Raw genomic sequence first — 18,902 nt, forward strand, 5'->3', positions numbered from 1 at the left:
CCCGGTGACGGAGGATGCGGCCGTGGAGGACGTGGTGGACGCCGTGGACGAGGAGCTGCTCACGATCGGCGCGTTCGCGGCGCGCTCCCGGCTCTCGGCGAAGGCCCTGCGCCTCTACGACCGGCTCGGGCTGCTGGCCCCGGCGCACGTCGACGAGGTGACCGGCTACCGGTACTACCGCGCCGGCCAGGTCGAGCGGGCCCGGCTGGTGGCGCTGCTGCGCCAGCTGGACATGCCGCTGGCGAGGATCGCCGAGGTGGTCGAGGCGGCGGACGCCGACCCGGACGGGGAGACGGCCGCCGGGCTGCTCGCCGCGTACTGGGCGGACGTCGAGCGACGGGTCGCCGGGCAGCGGACGCTCGCCGCATACCTCCGTGGAAGGCTGTCCGGAGGGAGTACGGAGATGTACGGGACGTTCGCGGTGGAGACGGTCGAGGTGCCGGCGCAGGTGGTGATCACCGAGAAGCGGCACACCCTGGCGGACGAGCTGCCGGCCTGGATCGGCGCCTCGCTGGGCCGGCTGGAGGCGGCGGCCCGGGAGTGCGGGGGCGTGACCGGGGCGCCGTTCGTCGTCTACCACGCCGAGGTGTCCATGGAGAGCGACGGGCCCGCCGAGGCCTGTGTCCCGGTGGCGGACGAGGCGGCGGCCCGAGCCTGGGCCGAGCGGCACGGGCGGCCCTGGGAGACGTCGGTGCGCGTCGAGCCGGCGTGCACGCTGGCGTACACGAGGATCAGCAGGGCGCAGGTGGCGCATCCGCAGATCCTGGCGGCCTTCGAGGCGGTGGAGCGGTGGGTCGCCGGGCGGGAGGGCCTGGCGTACGACGGCCCGTGCCGGGAGGTCTACTTCGCGGACTGGGACGCGGCCGGACCGGAGGACCCGGTGTGCGACGTCGCGTTCCCCGTGCGGTGAGGGCCGCCCGGTGGCGGCGGGCACAAGCCGAGCCCCCTCGGCAAGGACGGCGGGCTGGTCGAGAGGGCTCTGTGTGACGCTTGTGCAGTTGTTTTTCGTCGGGAGCGTGAAGCGGTGGGTCAGCGATTGCCCCCTTACGCCTTGACCGAGGCCACGAAGGTGTTCCACGCGCCAGCCGGGAATGCGAGGACCGGGCCCTCCTCGACCTTGGAGTCGCGTACGGCGAGTCCCGCGGTCGTCGGCGACTTGACCTCGACGCACGCCCCGTTCCCTGCCGAATAGGAGGACTTCGTCCATGTCTCCGTGGCGCCCTGAAGCAGTGCCATGTCCACTCCTGTAGCGAGTTGCTGTGGTGCTTGCTGTAGTGCGATTCACGCCAACCTTGCTGATCGGTTGGCGTGAATGACGCTACTAGCCAACTTCCTCGCCTGGAGTACCCGTTCACTCGTCTGGATGGCATATTCCAGAGGAGACTTCCGTGGGAGCGTTACGCCGGTGTAAGATCCGGCGCCCTCCGTCCGGGGGGCGCCGGGCGGGCGCCCCGGCGGGCTCAGCGGGCGTACTCCTTGGCCGCGTCGGCGATGAACTGCCGGGACTGCTCGACGTTCAGCGACTGGGCGCGCAGGTGCTCGTACATCACGGCGTACTTCTGCACGTCGTGGGCCTTCTCCAGGTACAGGTCGCTGGTCACGCCCTCCAGGTAGACGACGCTGGAGTCGGCCGCGTCGGCGAACTCCAGGATCGCGTACTGACCGTTGAGGCCGGGATGCGCGCCGCACTCGAAGGGCAGTACCTGGACGGTGATGTGCGGCTGCTGGGACATCTCGATCAGGTACTCCAGCTGCTCGCGCATCACCAGCCTGCTGCCGACGAGGCGGCGCAGCGCCGCCTCGTCCAGCACCACCCACAGACGGAGGGGGTTGTGCTCGGCGGTGATACGTTCCTGTCGCCGCATCCGGACCTGGACCCGCTTCTCGATGTCGGCGGCGGAGGTCTCCGGCAACGCGCCCTGCACCAGGGCCTCGGCGTACGCCCGGGTCTGCAACAGCCCGGTGACCAGCTGGGGTTCGTACACCCGCAGCGACTCGGCGTCGGTCTCCAGGCCGATGTAGACGCTGTACGGGATGTCCCCGAACGCGTGCCACCAGCCTTGCTGCCGCGAATCCCTGGCCATCTCCATCAGGGACTCGACGACCCGCTGGTCCTCGACCTCGTACACCCCGCACAGGTCGCGGACGTCGCGCTGACTGATGCTCCGGCGCCCGTTCTCCAGCCGGCTGATCTTCGACTGGGAGACGAGCAGCCGCTCCGCCACCTCCTCCGCCGTCATGCCCTTGAGCTCGCGGAGCCTGCGCAGCTCCTGGCCCAGCCGGCGTCGCCTGACGGTGGGATTGACATTGGACGCCACGGGACGTGCACCTCCGGCTGCCTGCCTGTAACTACCACTTTGCGTATCTGCTGTTCAGCAGACTGCCACCAAGGTGCTTCCCACCGCTGGGAAACAGCGGATATGCGGCGCGTACGCGTCAGTTCGGGCACGTTCCGGATTCTCCGGACTCGGGGGCGGAAGACGGCCGAGCGGGGCGGCGAGGCGCGTACTGCCGTGTACGCCTCACCGCCCCGCTCGGACCAGCGGCTCCCGAACCGGGTCTCAGGGGTGCTGCGCCGGCTGCCGCCGGCTCCTGCTGCCGTGGAACAGCGGCTCAGTGCACCACTGCCCTCGCCATCGCGCCCGCGCCTCGGCGCGGTTGCATCGGAACACCGCGTGCGGGTTCCGACGCGGCTGACCTGACGCCCGGTCCGGCCTGCGCCGGGGCCGGGCTGCGGCGTGGCTGGGCGGCCGCGCCGTTCTGCACGTCCATGACGGCGTGGGCCACGAGCCCGCCCATCGGGTCGTGCCGGATCAGGTCACGCAACCGGGAACGCGAGGAGCGGCCCTCGTTCCCCGGGTACAGGTGCTTGCCGAGACCGACCGCGTGGGCCAGGGCGGCGAGCGCCGCGGTCCGCGGGTCCGGCGGTACGCCGGTGCGGATCGCCGAATCCAGCCGGCCACGGATCTCCCGGGTGACGGCGTTGTCCGTCGCCTGGTAGCGAGTGGTCGGCAGCACCCCGCACATCTGGCCCGCCACGGCGGCGACCATGCCGCACCGTTCGAGATGCGCGAGATAGACCTGGCGAAGGCCGAGACGTGGCCCGCCGATCCAGTGAACAGCCCGTACGGGAGCGCCGCGCCTTCGCAGCAACTCCAACGCACAGTCCAAAGTCGGATCTCCAGTCGGCCGTGGCTGCACCACGGCGATACGATCCCCGTCTGGGGCTATCCGTCCGGCCAGCGCCAGCTCTACTAGCTGTGCTCCGGCCAGACCGAGGTCGAGCGACTGCGGCTGTGCAGTGGTACCCGTGGCCGGGTCCAGTGCCAGCAGCAGAAGCTCCTCCGGAATTGTTCTGCGGCTCCTGCCCATCCATGCCTCCCCGCGTGGATGAATGACAGGGTGACCCCTCTCACATTGGTCTGTCGAGGGTGCGTGACCGGTTCGTGAGGGAACCGGCAGGTATGTCGTTCTCGTCTACCGCAGGGGCTAAGCCCGCACACAGGACACTGGTACATGGTTCGGACAGCGCACGGCAACGTGCGGAGCGTGGAGGAGGCATCGGTGGCGGGCGAGTCCCCCGACAGGTCGAAGCAGCGCGAGTCGTCGGCAGAACCGACGTCGGGGAGCGCGGAAACGGTTCCCGAAGCACGCGACCCACGACTGGCGGTGGCCGCCGAGAAGGAGACCGCCGGCGGTGTGGACACCGCGACCCGGATCTTCTCGGTACGGGACCTGAAGAAGACCGACGAGACCGGCGAGACCGGCGAGACCGGCGAGACCGACTCGAAGCTCCGCGACGCGGTGGCGGCGTGGGTGCGCACGGGCGAGCCGGCCGAGGACGCGGCGGCCCCTGAGGCGCCCACGGAGGCCGAGGAGGGCCCCGAGCCGCCCGAGGGCGCCGAACGGGCGCAGGAGGCGCAGGAGCGCCCGGAGAACGCCGACAACACCGCTACGGCGCCCGAGGCGACGACCGAGGACACCCCGGCCGAGCCCGAAGACGCCACGCCCCACGCCGAGTCGGCACCCACGGCCGCCGCCGAACCCCAAGACGCCGAGCCCGAGGCCGCGTCGGCAACCACCGAGTCCCCCGAGGACGCCGCACCGGAGGACAAGCCCGAGGCGACCACCGAGCCCGAGCCCGCCGACGAGCCCGAGGACGCCGCCCCCGGGGACAAGTCGGCGACCCCCGACGAACCCCAAGACGCCCAGCCCGAGGGCAAGTCGGCAACCACGGCGACCCCCGAGTCCCCCGAGGACGCCGCACCGGACGACCATCCCGAGGCGACCACCGAACCCGAGGACGCCAAACCCGCCGACAAGCCCGAGGCGACCACCGAACCCGAGGACGCCAAACCCGAGGCGAGCGCCGGACCCGAGGGCGTCGGCGGCGAGGAGGCGCCGAAGGGGCGACCCGCGCCTGACAACGATGGCCGCACGGGTGGTGCGGGCGAGGAAGCGGACGACGGCGACGCCGAGCCCGGCGTCGATCAGCCCACGACCATGCTCAAGGCCCCCCGCCCCCCGCAGGTCGACCAGCCCACCGCCATGCTCAAGCTGGGCGGCGGCGCGAGGCCCGAGCCCAGGTCGCCCGAGTCCGAAGCCGAACGCACCAGCAAGTTCGTCGCGCTCAAGTCGGACATGAAGCAGGGCCCGAAGCCGGACGCCGGGCCGGAGCCGGCCTCGACCACCCGCACCACCGTCCTCCCCCAGGTCGGCCCCGAGCGCACCACCCAGCAGCCGCTTCCTCCGAAGCCCCCGCTGGACCTGCTCGCCGAGCTGACCAACACCCCTCCGCCGCCGGAGACACCGGTCCGGACCCTCTTCCGCCGGGTCAAGATCTGGACGCCACTCGTCATCGTCCTGCTGATCGTCTTTGCGGTCGTACAGACCCTGCGTCCGCTCCCCCAGCCCACCCTCGACCTCACCGCGAAGGACACGTACACCTTCGCCGGCGGCACGACGGACATGCCCTGGCCGGCCGACGGCCAGGCCGCCCTCGACGTCCAGGGCATCGGCACGTTCGGCTCCTCCGGCGACCAGAAGCCGGTGCCGATCGCGAGCGTCGCCAAGGTGATGACCGCGTACATCATCCTGCGCGACCACCCCCTGAAGAGCGGCGCCGCGGGCCCGAAGATAAAGATCGACCAGGCGGCCCAGGACCAGGCGAACGCCGGCCAGGAGTCGACCGTCGACGTGACGGCAGGCGACTCGATCACCCAGCGCGAGGCCCTGGAGTCCATCCTGATCGCCTCGGCCAACAACGTGGCCCGGCTGCTGGCCCGTTGGGACGCCGGCTCCGAGAAGGCGTTCGTGGCGAAGATGAACGCCACCGCGAAGAAGCTCGGCATGACCAACACGACGTACACGGACCCGTCCGGGCTCACGAACTCCACCGTGTCCACCGCCGTGGACCAGGTGAAGCTGGCGAAGGCCGCGATGGCGAGCGAGCCGTCCTTCCGCGAGGTCGCCGCGATGATGTCGTACGACGACTACAAGGGCGTCAACCACGGCAACTGGAACCAGCTGGTCGGCCACGACGACGTCGTCGGCATCAAGACCGGCACCACCACCTCCGCCCTCGGCAACCTGGTCTTCGCCGCGACGAAGACGGTCGGCGGCGAGACCCGCACGGTCATCGGCGCGGTGATCCGGCAGCCGGCCAACGCCAGCAACGGCAACAGCATCCTCAAGGCCGCCCTCAACGCCGGCGACGCGCTGATCCGGGCCGCCCAGGGCGCGCTGAAGGGGGCGACGATCTACAAGAAGGGCGACGTCGTCGGATACGTGGACGACGGGCTCGGCGGCCGTACCCCGGTGGTGGCGACCGAGGACGTGACGGCCGTCGGCTGGTCCGGGCTGAAGGTGAGGCTGTCGTTCGCCCCGGACGACGTGCCGCACACCGCGAAGGCCGGGACCAAGGTCGGCACCCTCACCGTGGGTGACGGCTCCGGTTCCGCCGTCCAGGTCCCGGTCGCCCTGGGGAAGGACCTGGCCGAGCCCGGGTTCGCGAGCAGGCTGACCCGCCTCGGCTGACCCATAACCGGCATTCCGTCACCGCACCCCGCCGATGGCGGCCCACCCCAGGGCCCCGCGGCGGGGTGCGTGCTAGCGTCACGAATCGGGGCAGGTCGCCGGTCGCCGGGACACGGCCGCGAACTGGACGGAAAGCGGCCGCCAACACCGTGGAACGCGGCCGGTAACAGAAGACGGGACACGGGGAGTGCCTTCAGGTGGCCACAGCGGAGCCGACACGCGCCGACAACGCCGATCCGGGCCCGGCAGCGGGTCCGCGAATAGCCCTGCCGACGGCAGGCGCGGACGGCACGGAGCGTAAGACCGGCAACCGGCTGCTGCGCGCCGCCGAGCCGCTGCGCGGACGGCTGCTGCGCCATCCGGTGCTGTCGGTCACCGCCCTCGCCGGCATCCTGCACATCATCTGGTTCTTCACGTTCGCGAACAGCGGCGGGGATCTCGCCGCGCAGGACGCCTGGGCCGAGTTCGTCGGCCGGCACCCGGACTCGGCGTACAATCTCGCCTGGTACGGCGGCATGCACCCGGTGTCGTACAGCGTGGTCTCGCCGTACCTGATGTCGCTGATCGGCGTCCGTACGACGATGATGCTCGCCGGCACCGTCTCGGCAGGCCTGCTGACCCTGCTCCTCATCCGCAGCCGCGCGGTGAAGAACCCCCTGTGGGCGGCGCTCGCCGGGGTGTTCGCGCTGATCTGCAACGCGCTGTCCGGGCGGGTCACCTTCGGGCTCGGCACGATGTTCGCGCTGGCCTCGGTCGGGGCGGTGTTCTGCTGGCCGTACCGCTGGCGGTACAAACGGTGGGCGAAGGCGCTCGTCGCCGCGCCGCTCGCCGCGCTCGCCACCATGTCCTCGCCCGTGGCCGGGCTCTTCGTCGGCCTGGTCGCGGTCGCGCTGTTCCTGCAGAAGCGGCGGCCGGGCGCCTGGGCGCTCGGCCTGGCGCCCGCGGCCGTGGTGGCGGTCTCGGCCTGGCTGTTCCCGTTCTCCGGCACGCAGCCGATGGGCTTCGGCTCGGTGATCATGCCGTTCACGTACGGGCTGCTCTGTCTCTTCCTCGTACCGAAGGAGTGGCGGACGGTCCGGCTGACCGCGGCCGTGTACAGCGTCGGCGTGGTGCTGGTGTGGCTGGTCAGCTCGCAGATCGGCTCCAACATCTCGCGGCTGCCGATGCTGTTCGCGGGGGCGACGCTGATCGCGGCCCTCCCGTACACGGTGCCGCGCTCGCGCAGGTACTACACGGTGGTCCTCGCCTTCCTCGGCGTCTGCGGCTGGATCGGCTTCAAGTCGGTCGACGACATCGTCCACACGACCCCGGCCGCGTCCTGGGCCCGCGAGCTCGCCCCGCTCGTCCACCAGCTCCAGCAGGTCGGCGCCGAGAAGGGACGCGTCGAGGTGGTCCCGGCCCGCTCGCACCGCGAGGCCTCCGCGCTCGCGCCGTACGTCAACCTGGCCCGCGGCTGGAACCGCCAGGCCGACATGGAGCGCAACCCGCTCTTCTACGACGACACCCTCAACTCCGCGAACTACCACGAGTGGCTGCAGCGCTGGGCCGTGCACTTCGTCGTCGTACCGAAGGACCAGCCCGACGGCGACGGCGGCGGGGAGCGGGAGCGGGCGCTGGTGCAGCGCGGGATGCCGTACCTGAAGCAGATCTGGGGCGACGCCAACTGGCAGCTGTTCCGGGTGACCGACCCGGTGCCGCTGGCCGAGCCGAACGCGGTGGTGGACAGCGCGGAGCAGGGCGAGCTGACCATCGAGGTCCGCCGGGCCGGGCGGATCCTGATCCGGATCCCGTACTCGCCGTGGCTGAGCATCGTCGGCGCGGACGGCAAGAGCCTCAAGGCGCCCCAGGAGACCGAGGCCTCCAAGCACCGGGCCGACGGCGTGCCGAAGTCGTACGCCAACGTCAACGGCTGCCTGATGGAGACGCCGGAGGACGCCAAGGGGGACAAGTGGACGATGCTGCTGGCCCCGAAGGCCGGGACCTACCGGCTGGCGGCGCCGTACCAGCTGCCGCGGGGCACGCCCTGCCCGGACGAGCTGAAGTGACCAGTCCGCGCACCTGAGTGACGGTCCGATCCGTCGGCCTATGACGTCAGGTCGTCGTCAGGGCGCCCGCGAACGCCACCGCGTTGCAGGGGGGCACGGCCCGGCCACGGCAGCGACCGGTTCGCGCCGACCCCCTTCCGCATCTGACGCATCGTCAGCTAAACCGGACCCATGGCAGACGACACGACGCAAGCAGACGAGACCCGCAGCGACCTGTACGCCGAACTGGCCGCCGTCGGCCCCTACGGTGCCGATCTCGGGCACGCGCTCATCACCATGGTCGAGCCGCACCCCGGCCGGGAGCGCGCGTACAACCGCTGGTACGAGGACGACCACTTCATCGCCGGCGCGATGGCCATGCCGTGGATGTACGCGGGGCGCCGCTGGGTCGCCCCGCGGGGCCTGCAACTGCTGCGCTACCCCGAGAAGTCCGCCGTGGCGCAGCCGGTGACGGCCGGCTGCTACATATCCGTCTACTGGATGACCGCCGGCCGCTACGCCGACCACATGCGATGGACCGTCGGCATCAACAAACGCCTCAACCGCGACCACCGCGTCTTCCAGGACCGCACGCATGTCTTCACGGCCTTCCAGGACCACGCGGCGACGGTCTACCGCGACGGCGACGAGGGCCCTCGCGACATCCACGCCCTCGACCACCCCTACGCCGGTCTCGTCGTCCAGGTCGTCGACACCGACTCCCCCGACCGGCGCGCGGCACTGCTCGCCTGGCTGCGCGACGACCACCTCCCGAAACGGCTGGCGGGCTCCCCGGCGGCCATGGTGACCCTCTTCACGCCGACGCCCCTGCCCCTGGACCGCATGACCTACGTCAAGCAGGTCGAAGGGGTCGGAACCCGGCTGACCCTGCTGTGGTTCCTCGACCGCGACCCCCGAGACGGCTGGCACGAGCACTTCGCGGACCTCGACACGGCAGTGACGGCTTCGGGGCTGGGCGACGTGCAGTTCGTCGCACCGTTCGTCCCCACGGTGCCCGGGACGGACCGCTACGTGGACGAGTTGCGATGACCTCTCGGGGGCCGGGCCGGTTGACGATGTGAAGACATTGTTTAACTGACAAGAAATTGACGCGCGTTGTCGGAGCTGGCGAGAATGCGGATCACCTCGCTGTGACCAGAGCGAGTGCAGTGACGCGGGGTCGAGCCACGCCGTCTTCCGTTGGCCTGTGCACACCCCTCACGCACGACCACCTCCCACACCTAGCTTCCGCAAGGGCACACCGTGACGCGCTTCTCACGCTCCAGGACGTCGGCCACCCTCGCCGCGACGGCCTTCCTCGCCGCCGCGCCCCTCGCCGGGGCCACGACCGCGAGCGCCACCACCGCGAGTGACTGCCAGACGGCCACCGTGCAGTACCGCATCGTCGACGCCGACGGAAACCCGGTCGGCGCCGACTGGACCTCCCAGGGCGGCTTCCACCAGTGGGACTCCGCCCCTGGCACGGTCGAGGTGCGTCTCGCCCCCGGGCAGAACGTCGGCGCCGGCTGCACGTACCCGGTGTCGCTGGCCGAGTACACCACCGAGGGCTCCAACTGGTACACCTCCGGCCACCAGACGCTCGTCGACCACGCCACGGTGTACCTCACCGCCGACGACGTCGCGGGCAGCGACGACGCCAAGCGGACCTGGCAGAAGCTGGCCGTGAAGAGCCCCGACTGCTACGGGCAGATCGACCTGTACGGCGACGACGTCGTCTATGACGGCAAGTCGGGGGACGGGCACGGCCCCGCACCCTACGAGCCCGGCAACGTCGTCACCCCGTACCACCTCATAGCCGCCTGGAACGGCGGCGACAAGCCGTGCACCCCCGACCAGCCGGAGTCCCCCACGCCCTCCGCGTCGACACCGGCCAGCCAGCCGCCCGCCCCGGAGAGCTCCGCACCGGCCACCCCGACGCCCTCCACCCCCGCGTCCACCCCGCCGGCCTCCTCCTCCACCCCGCCCACCACGTCCCACGTCCCCCCGATGAAGACGCCGCCGCCCACCACCCCGGCACCCTCCCCCAGCACCAGCACCCCGCCGCTGGCCGAGACCGGCGCCAGTTCCTCGACGCCCCTGATCGCCGGCGGCGCCGCCCTGGTGATCGCGCTCGGCGCCGGCACGCTCTTCGCCACCCGCCGGACCCGCAAGTCCTGAGCCTCACCCGAGGCCACCTGAACATCCGACGGCTCCGCCCCCAGGGCGGAGCCGTCGCCGTTACGGCCCCGCCGCCCCGGCCCCCTTCCACCCTCCCGCCCCCGCCCTTACGCTGACGGTCCGTCAGACACAGGTGGGTGAACCGGAGGTCATCGATGTCGCTGCTCACGGGCAAGACCGTCGTCGTCTCGGGAGTCGGCGCCGGGCTCGGGCACCAGGTCGCCGCGGCCGTCGTACGGGACGGCGGGAACGCGGTACTGGGTGCACGGACCGAGGCGAACCTCGCGAAGAGCGCGGCCGGGATCGATCCGGAGGGCACCCGGACCGCGTACCTGCCCACCGACATCACCGACGAGGCCCAGTGCGAGGCGCTGGCCGCGCTGGCCCGCGAGCGGTTCGGCGGGATCGACGCGGTGGTCCATGTCGCCGCCTGGGACTCCTACTTCGGCGGGGTCGAGGACGCCGACTTCGCGACCTGGGCCTCGGTGATCGACGTGAACCTGCTGGGGACGCTGCGGATGACCCGGGCGTGCCTGCCGGGGCTGAAGGCCGCGGGGGGCGGCTCGGTCGTCTTCATCGGCACCCAGTCCGCCGTCGCCGCGCCCTCCCAGGTGAAGCAGGCCGCGTACGCCGCCTCCAAGGGCGCCCTGACCAGCGCGATGTACTCGCTGGCGCGGGAGCTGGGACCGTACCGGATCCGCGTCAACACCGTGCTGCCGGGCTGGATGTGGGGGCCGCCGGTGCAGGCCTACGTCCAGTTCACCGCACACACGGAAGGGGTGCCGGAGGACGAGGTGCTGGGCCGGCTGACCGGGCGGATGGCACTGCCGGAGCTGGCGACGGACGGGGACGTGGCGGACGCGGCGGTGTTCCTGGCGTCGGACCGGGCGCGGGCCATCACGGGCCAGTCGCTCCTGGTCAACGCGGGGGAGCTGATGCACTGAGGGGCCGTTTCCGGACTGCCATAACGTTCATACTCGTGAATCAAGGTCAGCAAGACGAACGATTTTACTTCGCCTTGACCTTACGCCCGCTTGTCGTGCCCGCGTAACGGAACCCACGATGAGCGGGCACTTCGCGGCCTTCCCCGTCCCCACTCCGCTTATGCGAAGTGCCAGCCAGCTGAGCGGAGTTCAGTAGGCGGACCCTGGAAGGGGGGCGCATGAACGGGCTCGACTGGGCCGTGCTCATCGGCTACTTCGGTGTGATGGTCGCGATCGGCGTCTGGTCGCACAAACGCGTGGACAACGTCAGTGACTTCTTCACCGCGGGCGGCAAGATGCCCTGGTGGCTGTCCGGCATCTCGCACCACATGTCGGGCTACAGCGCGGTGATGTTCACCGGGTACGCGGGCATCGCCTACACCTACGGCGTGACGTCGTTCATCACCTGGTCCTTCCCGATCGCGCTCGGCATCGCGATCGGCTCGAAACTCTTCGCCCCGCGCATCAACCGCCTCCGCTCCCGCCTGCACGTGGCGTCCCCGCTGGAGTACCTGAAGAACCGGTACAACCTCTCCACCCAGCAGGCGCTGGCCTGGTCCGGCATGCTGCTGAAGATCGTGGACGTGGCCGCGAAGTGGGCGGCGATCGCGACCCTGCTGTCCGTCTTCACCGGGGTGACCCTGAACCAGGGCATCCTGATCACCGGCGCGATCACCGCCGTCTACTGCACGATCGGCGGCCTGTGGGCGGACGCGCTCACCGAACTGGGCCAGTTCGCCATCCAGCTGCTGGCCGGCATCTCGATGTTCGTCGCCGTCGTGCTGAAGCTCAACGACAAGGGCATCGGCTTCTTCGACGCCTGGAACCAGCCCGCCCTGCACGGCCACGACAAGCCGCTGGTCGGCCCCTACGGGACCGTCTTCCTGCTCGCCTTCCTCTTCATCAAGCTCTTCGAGTACAACGGCGGCATGCTCAACCAGGCCCAGCGCTACATGGCGACGGGCAGCCCGCGGGAGGCCGAGCGCGGCGCCCGCCTGTCCGCCGCCCTCTGGCTGGTCTGGCCGGTGGTCCTGTTCTTCCCCATGTGGATGTCGCCCCTGCTGGTCCACGCCCAGAAGCCGGACGGCTCCGACTCCTACGGCCTGATGACCGAACAGCTCCTCCCGCACGGCCTGCTGGGCCTGGTCGTCGTCGGCTTCTTCTCCCACACGATGGCGATGTGCTCCTCCGACGCCAACGCGATCGCGGCCGTCTTCACCCGTGACGTGGCCCCGGTCCTCTCGCAGCGGGCGCGGGCCTGGAACGAACGCTCGGGCCTGGTCGCGGCCCGCATCACCACGGTCGTCTTCCTCGGCCTGTCCATGACGGTGGCCACCCAGGTCAACTCCCCCACCTTCAAGGACATCATCACCATCGTCATCAAGTGGGTGGCCGGCCTGATGGGCCCGATCGCGATCCCGATGATGCTGGGCCTGCTCCGCCCCTTCCGGCGCTCCGGCCCGACGGCCGCACTCACCAGCTGGGCGGCGGGTCTGCTCGCCTTCTGGCTGGTCAACTACCCGATCAACTGGAACGTCGACGGCGGCGTCCCGCTCCAGTACCAGGTCTCGGTCCCGCTAGCCGTCTCCCTGCTCCTCTACATCCTCATCGGCTACCTGAAGCCGGAGGACACCCCGGAACGCCTCGCGATCATCGAGAGCCTGAACACGGACGGGGACGGTGCGGCCGCCGCCGCGGTGCCCGCCGGGGCCGGAGCGGGAGCCGGGGAGGGCGTGCCGGCACCGTAGGGGTACCGGGGGGAGGCTCAGCCGCCCCTCGGATACCGCGCGAGCCACCCCGGAGCAGCACCCGCCGGGTTGTGCAGCGCCGGCCCCTGGGTCATCTCCATCGCGAAGTCGTCGGCGAGTTCGAGGATGGTCTGGCGGCCCTCCAGTTCGGCCACCCAGGCCGGCGGGAGGGCCGTCTCGCCGTGCAGGGCGCCGAGGAGGCCGCCGGTGAGGGCGCCGGCGACGGCGGAGGGTCCGGCCTGGTTGACGGCGAGAGTCAGGCCGTGCCGTACGTCCTCCCCCACGAGCGCGCAGTACACGGCCGCGGCCAGCATCCCGTCCGCCGCCCCGTCCCCGGTCAGCTCCTCGACCCGGGCCGGGGTGGGCATGCCCTGCCGTACGGCACCGAGCGCGTGCTGGAGCGCATCGGAGACGGACTGGTGGCCGGGCCGGGCGGCGAGCAGGGCGAGGGCCTGCTGGACCGACCCGTCCAGGGACTGGCCGCGCGCCAGTCCGTGCACGATCACCGCGTACGCGCCGGCCGACAGGCAGGCGGTCGGATGCCCGTGCGTCTGCGCCGAGCACTCCACGGCGAGCTGTACGACGAGCTGCGGCTCCCAGCCGACGAGCAGCCCGAAGGGGGCGGATCTGGCGACGGCCTCGGGCCCCATGTCATCCGGGTTCTTGGGCGCCTCCAGCGTCCCCATCCGCTCGTCCCCGAGACCGAGCAGCAGCGACCGGGTCGGCTCCCGCCGCGCGTACAGCCACTCCTCCCGCGCCAGCCACCCGTCCTCCGTCCGCCGCTCGTCCGGCCCCCAGTCCCGCTGGGTGGCCGCCCACCGCAGATAGGCCCGATGCAGGTCGGTGGGCGGATGCCAGGCCCCGGTGTCCCTCCGCACCTGGGCTCTTATCAACCCGTCCACGGTGAAGAGGGTCAGCTGCGTGTGATGGGTGACGGTTCCGCGCCGCCCGTACCCGAACCCGAGGTCGACCAGCCCCTCGGGCCCGTAGGCGGCCCGTATCTCCTCCAGCGTCAGCCCGTCCACGGGCCCGCCGAGCGCGTCCCCCACGGCCGCACCGAGGAGCGTCCCGCGCACCCGGCTCCGGAAGTCCTGCTGCTCGACCCGGCCCCAGACGGCACCCAACGTCGCACTCACCACCATGACCTCCTCACGGGTACCGTCCGTACATACGCGCGCCCAGCACTGTAATCGACCGGGAACGGTCCGTTCAGGGGACAGTTAGCTATGCGAAGTGTGGGTCGTGTGGTCCCGAGTGGTCGGCTTTCGGCCAGGCCGGACGCGGAGAAAGGGGTCAGCCGTACCAGGTGACGTCGCAGACGTAGACGCACTCGTGGCGGGGCACGGGCAGGAAGCTGATGAACCCCCGACCACCCAGGATGTCGAACTCACGCAGCCCTCCCTCTCGGTCGAGGGGCCTGCCGACCTTCACGGAGTCCTGTCCCGGCGCAGCCGGCTCGGCTGCAAGGCGCTCCTCCGCGCCCACAGGCCCGATACGGCGACGCTCCGCGTCGCTGTCACGGGATGCGATTCTCCCCGGCGTGAACGCCGGGGCCTCCTCACAGGACACCAGGTGAACGGCGGACCGCCCCGACGCGCCCCTCGCGGCTGACGGCCCGGCCGTGGTGGACCGTCCCTCAGCGCAGTCGGCGTACGCGCAGTACCAGGTCGTCTGTGTGGTGGGCGCCGACGCCGCCGTCGGGTGCCACGCGGGGGCGTTGTTCGTGCACCTCTGCCTCCCAGTCGTCGTCGAGGAGGTCGACGACCGTCGAGGGCCACACATAGTCGGCCGGGTCGAAGTCGCTGTCGTGCGCCTGCCGGGTCTCCATCCCCGCGTGGTGCACGACCAGCAGGATGCCGCCCGGCGCGACGGCGGCGAGCAGCGCTCGCTCTGCCGCGGCGTCGGGGGTGCGCAGCAGGGCCGGGTACTGCGCCGACACCAGATCGAAGGAGGCCGGCGGGAGCATCGCGTCGGTCAGCGCGGCGTGCACCCAGTCAATGGCGAGGCCGGCGTCCCGCGCGTGGCCTGCCGCCCGCTCCAGTGCCACGCCGGAGACCTCCAGCGCGGTCACGTCCCAGCCGTGCCGCGCGAGCCAGATGGCGTCCGCGCCCTCGCCGCAGCCCACGTCGAGTACCCGGCCGGGGGTGAGCCCGGCGACCTCGGTCACGAGCGCGCCGTTGGGGCGGCCGCTCCACAACTGCTGTCGTTCGGAGTACCGGTTGTCCCATTCCGCCCGCACCGAGGGGTCCCCGAGGTATCCGTCGGCAGGCCCGGGGGTGTCGGACGCGGGTGACTCTTCTGCGATGTCGTTGTCGGCCACGGGCCCACCGTCGCCCAGCGGGGTCCTGGTCTGCCACTTCTGTTGCCGGTCCGGCAAAACGGCGGCCTGTCGCGCCGCACCCGCGCGCTCAGGTGTCTACCGGTGCGTGCTCAGGCCGTCGAGGATGAGCCCGAGCATGCGGGGGGCCCGGTCTTCAGGGGTGGCCGCGGCACGCCAGAGTGCCCCGGTGAGCTGGAGGAAATCGGCCGGGTCGGCGTCCTGGCGGATGGTGCCGTCCTTCTTGCCGGCGTCCAGGAGCTGGGTGAGGGCGGCGATGACGGGGCCGTAGCTCTCCTCGGCGATCGCCTGGTGCGCTCCAGCGCTGAGGGCGTCCCCCAGGCCGTGCTTCTTGCGCATGGCTTCGACGAGGTCTGTGGTCCATCGGCGCAGCGCTTCCAGCGGCGGCATCTCGGCCAGCAGGTCCGGCACGGTGCCGGTGATGCGTGCCACCTCGTCCTGGTAGACGGCCAGCACCAGGGCCTCGCGGGTGGGGAAGTTGCGGTACAGCGTGCCCGCCCCGACTCCGGCGCGCTGGGCCACCTGGTTCATCGAGGCGTTGCCGTCCTCGCTGAACGCCTCGCGGGCGGCCGCGAGGATGCGTGCCCGGTTCTCGCGAGCGTCTGAACGGACCACGGGACCTCACCTTGCTAAGTGGAGAACTCTCCACTACGTTATTCGGAGAGCTCTCCACTTACTTTAGAGGGGCGTCATGCACTACATCAAGCTCGGCACCACAGGCCTTGACGTGTCACCGATCGCGATCGGCGCGATGACCTACGGCGAGCCCGACCGCGGACACCCCGTCTGGTCGAAGGGCGAGCAGGAGGCCCGGCCGCTCATCCGGCACGCGGTGGAGGCGGGGATCAACTTCTTCGACACCGCGAACATGTACTCCAACGGTTCCAGCGAGGAAATCCTCGGCCGTGCGCTGAAGGACTACGCCGACCGCGACGCCGTGGTCATCGCCACGAAGCTGCGCCACCCGATGCGCCTCGGGCCGAACGGGCGGGGACTGTCCCGCAAGGCGATCATGACGGAGGTCGACCACTCCCTGCGCCGCCTGGGAACGGACCACATCGACCTCTACCAGATCCACCGCAACGACCACTCCACCCCCTGGGAGGAGACGCTCGAAGCGCTCAACGACCTCGTGAAGGCCGGCAAGCTCCGCTACCTCGGCGCCTCGTCCATGCACGCATGGGAGTTCGCGAAGGCCCTGCACCTGCAGAAGCAGCACGGCTGGGCGCGCTTCGTGTCGATGCAGAACCACTACAACCTCCTCGCCCGCGAGGAGGAGCGCGAAATGATCCCGCTGTGCCTGGACGAGGGTGTCGGCACGGTCATCTGGTCGCCCCTGGCGCGCGGACGCCTGGCCCGCGCATGGGACGACGCCCGCGCCACGGCGCGCGCAGAGACGGACGGAGCATACGCGGACCTGCTCTACTCGCCCGAGCAGGAGGCATCCAACAAGGCGATCGTCGACGCGGTCGGGCAGGTGGCGGACGCGCGCGGCGTCACCCGTGCGCAGGTCGCACTCGCCTGGTTGCGACGTCAGCCGGTCGTCACCGCACCGCTGGTCGGCGCCGGCTCGATCCGGCAGATCGACGAGGCGGTGGCCTCCCTGGACGTCGGGCTCACCGACGACGAGGTGCGCGCCCTGGAGGCCCCGTACACGCCGCGGTACGACTGGCAGGGTGTCTCGGACGAGGACGAGATGGAGGCCATCCGCCGGCGCGTCCCCGGAATGGCCCTGTCATGAAGCCCATGAAGCCCATCGTCCGCTCCGACACCGCCGCCCACGCCGGAGCACTCCTCATCCTCCTCGGCCCGCTCGTGTCCTGGCTCGCCGAGTTCGTCACCGCCGCCGCCTGGCAGGACCCGCCGTACTCACCCCTCTACAACTGGGTCAGTCACCTCGGCCTGACCGGTCCGGCCCAGACCGCGTTCGGGCAGGTCGCGAACTCCCCCCTCGGAGCCGTCATGGACACCGGCTGGGTCCTCTACGGCATCCTCCTGATCGTCGGCTCGTTCCTCGTGTTCGACCCACGCAGGGGCACCCGCCCGGTCGTCGTCCTGGCTCTCGCCGTCCTCGCCGGCATCGGAGTCGCACTCGTCGGCACCGTCCAGGGCTCCAACGCCAACGTCGACAACGGCCTCATCGCGTTCCACACCCTCGGCGCGCAGACCGTCATGATCGCCGGCAACACCATGGCGATCGTCGTCGGAGCCAACGGAGCCCGCGCCGGTCTCGGCAGGGGCCGGTCGGTCGCGAGCGTCGCACTCGGCACCTTCGGACTGATCGCGTTCCCGCTCTTCATGGCCGACGTCCTCACCGGCTGGATGTGGAACGTCGGCATGTTCGAGCGTGCCGTGATCTACCCGATCATGATCGGCCACGCCCTCCTCGGAAGCGGCCTGGCCGCTTCCGCCCCGCGTCGTCACGCGACGCGCCCGCTGCCCCCGTTCGATGCGCAAGTCGCGCGCTGAGGAGACACAGATGACACCGGTACTGGTCACCGGAGGAACAGGATTCATCGGCAGCTGGTGCGTCCTGACCCTGCTCGAAGCCGGACACACCGTACGCACCACGGTCCGCGACCTGCGGCGGGAACCGGCACTGCGCTCCTGGCTCCACGCGGCCGGTCCGTTCGACGACGACCGCCTCACGGTCGTACGCGCCGACCTCGAACACCCCGAGGACTGGGACGACGCCGTCGCCGACTGCGACCACGTCCTGCACGTCGCCTCCCCGACCCTGCGTCACACCCCGGCGAACGACGACGACCTGGTCGTCCCGGCACGGGAGGGCGTCGTACGAGTGCTGCGCGCCGCCCGTGACGCCAAAGTCCGCCGGGTCGTCCTCACCAGTGCCTTCGGCGCCATCGGGATCGGGCACCCGCCGCGCTCGACGCCGTTCACCGAGGAGGACTGGACCGACCTCGACAGCGACATCCCGCCCTACCAGCGCTCCAAGACCCTGGCCGAGCGCGCCGCCTGGCAGTTCGTCGAAGAGGAAGGTGATGGTCTGGAGATGACAGCGGTGCATCCCGTGGGCGTCTTCGGCCCCCTGCTCGGCCCGGACGACCCGCCGTCCCTGCGTCTGGTGCGCAGAATGCTCGAGGGACGGGTTCCGGCGTGCCCGCCCTTCGCCATGGGCTACGTGGATGTGCGCGACGTCGCCGACCTGCACGTGCGCGCGATGACCGATCCGGCAGCCGCCGGCGAGCGCTTCCTTGCCGTCGCCGGGCACAGCCTGCGCGTCGTCGAGATAGCCCGCATACTGCGTGACCGCCTGGGTGAGCGCGCCGCGAAGGCCCCGACCCGCGAACTGCCCGTCTGGCTCACCCGCGCGCTGGGTGCCGTGAACCCGGAACTGCGACTGCTCAGGCACCAGCTCGGCCGCGATCTCGACGCCACCAGCGCCAAGGCCGAGCGGCTCCTGGGGTGGCGGGCCCGTCCGATCGAGGACACCATCGCCGAGACCGCCGAGAGTCTCCTTGCACACGGCATCGGCCGATGACCGGGACGGCACAGCGCGCTTCCACGGATGCACAGCGCCCGGGCGGAACAGACCTGCCCACAAAGACCATTGATACGAGCTCCAGGAGCCGGC

Annotated in this window: 17 protein-coding genes; 10 read left to right on the forward strand and 7 right to left on the reverse strand. The window is 71.1% G+C overall.

What is annotated here, in order from left to right; all coding sequences use genetic code 11:
- Nucleotides 1-4: 4 nt before the first annotated feature.
- Nucleotides 5-910: a MerR family transcriptional regulator gene (locus JF597_RS16840; RefSeq protein WP_293995168.1), complete on the forward strand. Its 906-nt coding sequence runs from the start codon at nucleotides 5-7 to the stop codon at nucleotides 908-910.
- Nucleotides 911-1,044: 134 nt separating this feature from the next.
- On the opposite strand, the gene JF597_RS16845 is transcribed toward JF597_RS16840, so the two are convergent.
- From JF597_RS16845 to JF597_RS16855, 3 genes are all read right to left on the reverse strand, one after another.
- The gene (locus JF597_RS16845) at nucleotides 1,045-1,236 is read right to left on the reverse strand and encodes a DUF397 domain-containing protein (protein WP_293995171.1); all 192 of its coding nucleotides are present in this window, start codon (nucleotides 1,234-1,236) and stop codon (nucleotides 1,045-1,047) included.
- 224 nt (nucleotides 1,237-1,460) lie between these two features.
- Nucleotides 1,461-2,318 carry a helix-turn-helix transcriptional regulator gene (locus JF597_RS16850; RefSeq protein ID WP_093501737.1) on the reverse strand — a complete coding sequence of 286 codons (858 nt, stop codon included), beginning with the start codon at nucleotides 2,316-2,318 and terminating at the stop codon, nucleotides 1,461-1,463.
- A gap of 295 nt (nucleotides 2,319-2,613) precedes the next feature.
- A complete protein-coding gene (locus tag JF597_RS16855) occupies nucleotides 2,614-3,372 on the reverse strand; it encodes a GPP34 family phosphoprotein (protein WP_293995177.1) in 759 nt (252 codons plus the stop codon).
- Nucleotides 3,373-3,516: 144 nt separating this feature from the next.
- Here JF597_RS16855 and JF597_RS16860 point away from each other — a divergent pair, with 144 nt between their 5' ends.
- The 6 genes from JF597_RS16860 (at nucleotide 3,517) to JF597_RS16885 (ending at nucleotide 12,969) form a co-directional block, all read left to right on the forward strand.
- Entirely contained in the window at nucleotides 3,517-6,036 is a 2,520-nt protein-coding gene (locus tag JF597_RS16860; RefSeq protein WP_293995180.1) for a serine hydrolase, read from the forward strand.
- 197 nt (nucleotides 6,037-6,233) lie between these two features.
- Entirely contained in the window at nucleotides 6,234-8,081 is a 1,848-nt protein-coding gene (locus JF597_RS16865) for an MFS transporter (protein ID WP_293995183.1), read from the forward strand.
- 171 nt (nucleotides 8,082-8,252) lie between these two features.
- Nucleotides 8,253-9,110, forward strand: coding sequence for a hypothetical protein (locus JF597_RS16870; RefSeq protein WP_293995184.1), 858 nt, complete (start codon nucleotides 8,253-8,255; stop codon nucleotides 9,108-9,110).
- Nucleotides 9,111-9,323: 213 nt separating this feature from the next.
- Nucleotides 9,324-10,238 (forward strand): LAETG motif-containing sortase-dependent surface protein, encoded by a 915-nt coding sequence (locus JF597_RS16875; RefSeq protein ID WP_293995186.1) that lies wholly within the window; start codon nucleotides 9,324-9,326, stop codon nucleotides 10,236-10,238.
- A gap of 155 nt (nucleotides 10,239-10,393) precedes the next feature.
- Nucleotides 10,394-11,182, forward strand: a complete 789-nt coding sequence (locus tag JF597_RS16880; RefSeq protein WP_293995188.1) for an SDR family oxidoreductase — start codon at nucleotides 10,394-10,396, stop codon at nucleotides 11,180-11,182.
- A gap of 218 nt (nucleotides 11,183-11,400) precedes the next feature.
- Nucleotides 11,401-12,969, forward strand: a complete 1,569-nt coding sequence (locus JF597_RS16885; protein ID WP_293995190.1) for a sodium:solute symporter family protein — start codon at nucleotides 11,401-11,403, stop codon at nucleotides 12,967-12,969.
- Nucleotides 12,970-12,986: 17 nt separating this feature from the next.
- Here JF597_RS16885 and JF597_RS16890 read toward each other — a convergent pair whose 3' ends face one another.
- The 4 genes from JF597_RS16890 to JF597_RS16905 form a co-directional block, all read right to left on the reverse strand.
- The gene (locus JF597_RS16890; protein WP_293995192.1) at nucleotides 12,987-14,105 is read right to left on the reverse strand and encodes an ADP-ribosylglycohydrolase family protein; all 1,119 of its coding nucleotides are present in this window, start codon (nucleotides 14,103-14,105) and stop codon (nucleotides 12,987-12,989) included.
- Nucleotides 14,106-14,262: 157 nt separating this feature from the next.
- Nucleotides 14,263-14,400 (reverse strand): hypothetical protein, encoded by a 138-nt coding sequence (locus tag JF597_RS16895; protein WP_293995195.1) that lies wholly within the window; start codon nucleotides 14,398-14,400, stop codon nucleotides 14,263-14,265.
- A gap of 205 nt (nucleotides 14,401-14,605) precedes the next feature.
- Nucleotides 14,606-15,274: a class I SAM-dependent methyltransferase gene (locus JF597_RS16900; protein WP_293995302.1), complete on the reverse strand. Its 669-nt coding sequence runs from the start codon at nucleotides 15,272-15,274 to the stop codon at nucleotides 14,606-14,608.
- A gap of 111 nt (nucleotides 15,275-15,385) precedes the next feature.
- Nucleotides 15,386-15,922 carry a TetR/AcrR family transcriptional regulator gene (locus JF597_RS16905; RefSeq protein WP_293995198.1) on the reverse strand — a complete coding sequence of 179 codons (537 nt, stop codon included), beginning with the start codon at nucleotides 15,920-15,922 and terminating at the stop codon, nucleotides 15,386-15,388.
- Between the two features lie 76 nt (nucleotides 15,923-15,998).
- Here JF597_RS16905 and JF597_RS16910 point away from each other — a divergent pair, with 76 nt between their 5' ends.
- From JF597_RS16910 to JF597_RS16920, 3 genes are read left to right on the forward strand one after another with little or no spacing between them, the layout of a single operon-like run.
- The gene (locus JF597_RS16910; RefSeq protein ID WP_293995200.1) at nucleotides 15,999-17,048 is read left to right on the forward strand and encodes an aldo/keto reductase; all 1,050 of its coding nucleotides are present in this window, start codon (nucleotides 15,999-16,001) and stop codon (nucleotides 17,046-17,048) included.
- A gap of 5 nt (nucleotides 17,049-17,053) precedes the next feature.
- Entirely contained in the window at nucleotides 17,054-17,776 is a 723-nt protein-coding gene (locus tag JF597_RS16915) for a DUF998 domain-containing protein (protein ID WP_293995204.1), read from the forward strand.
- Nucleotides 17,777-17,786: 10 nt separating this feature from the next.
- On the forward strand, nucleotides 17,787-18,809 hold the full coding sequence (locus JF597_RS16920) for an aldehyde reductase (RefSeq protein WP_293995207.1): 1,023 nt from the start codon (nucleotides 17,787-17,789) through the stop codon (nucleotides 18,807-18,809).
- Nucleotides 18,810-18,902 lie beyond the last annotated feature (93 nt).

It is taken from the genome of Streptomyces sp. (genome assembly GCF_019510245.1).
Lineage (GTDB): Bacteria > Actinomycetota > Actinomycetes > Streptomycetales > Streptomycetaceae > Streptomyces.

What these genes read in the sequence shown, in the direction of transcription:
- JF597_RS16880 (WP_293995188.1), top strand. Translation starts at nt 10,394, where the DNA reads ATGTCGCTGCTCACGGGCAAGACCGTCGTCGTCTCGGGAGTCGGCGCC.
- JF597_RS16885 (WP_293995190.1), top strand. Translation starts at nt 11,401, where the DNA reads ATGAACGGGCTCGACTGGGCCGTGCTCATCGGCTACTTCGGTGTGATG.
- JF597_RS16845 (WP_293995171.1), bottom strand. Translation starts at nt 1,236, where the DNA reads ATGGCACTGCTTCAGGGCGCCACGGAGACATGGACGAAGTCCTCCTAT.
- JF597_RS16855 (WP_293995177.1), bottom strand. Translation starts at nt 3,372, where the DNA reads ATGGGCAGGAGCCGCAGAACAATTCCGGAGGAGCTTCTGCTGCTGGCA.
- JF597_RS16860 (WP_293995180.1), top strand. Translation starts at nt 3,517, where the DNA reads ATGGTTCGGACAGCGCACGGCAACGTGCGGAGCGTGGAGGAGGCATCG.
- JF597_RS16920 (WP_293995207.1), top strand. Translation starts at nt 17,787, where the DNA reads ATGACACCGGTACTGGTCACCGGAGGAACAGGATTCATCGGCAGCTGG.
- JF597_RS16915 (WP_293995204.1), top strand. Translation starts at nt 17,054, where the DNA reads ATGAAGCCCATCGTCCGCTCCGACACCGCCGCCCACGCCGGAGCACTC.
- JF597_RS16870 (WP_293995184.1), top strand. Translation starts at nt 8,253, where the DNA reads ATGGCAGACGACACGACGCAAGCAGACGAGACCCGCAGCGACCTGTAC.
- JF597_RS16910 (WP_293995200.1), top strand. Translation starts at nt 15,999, where the DNA reads ATGCACTACATCAAGCTCGGCACCACAGGCCTTGACGTGTCACCGATC.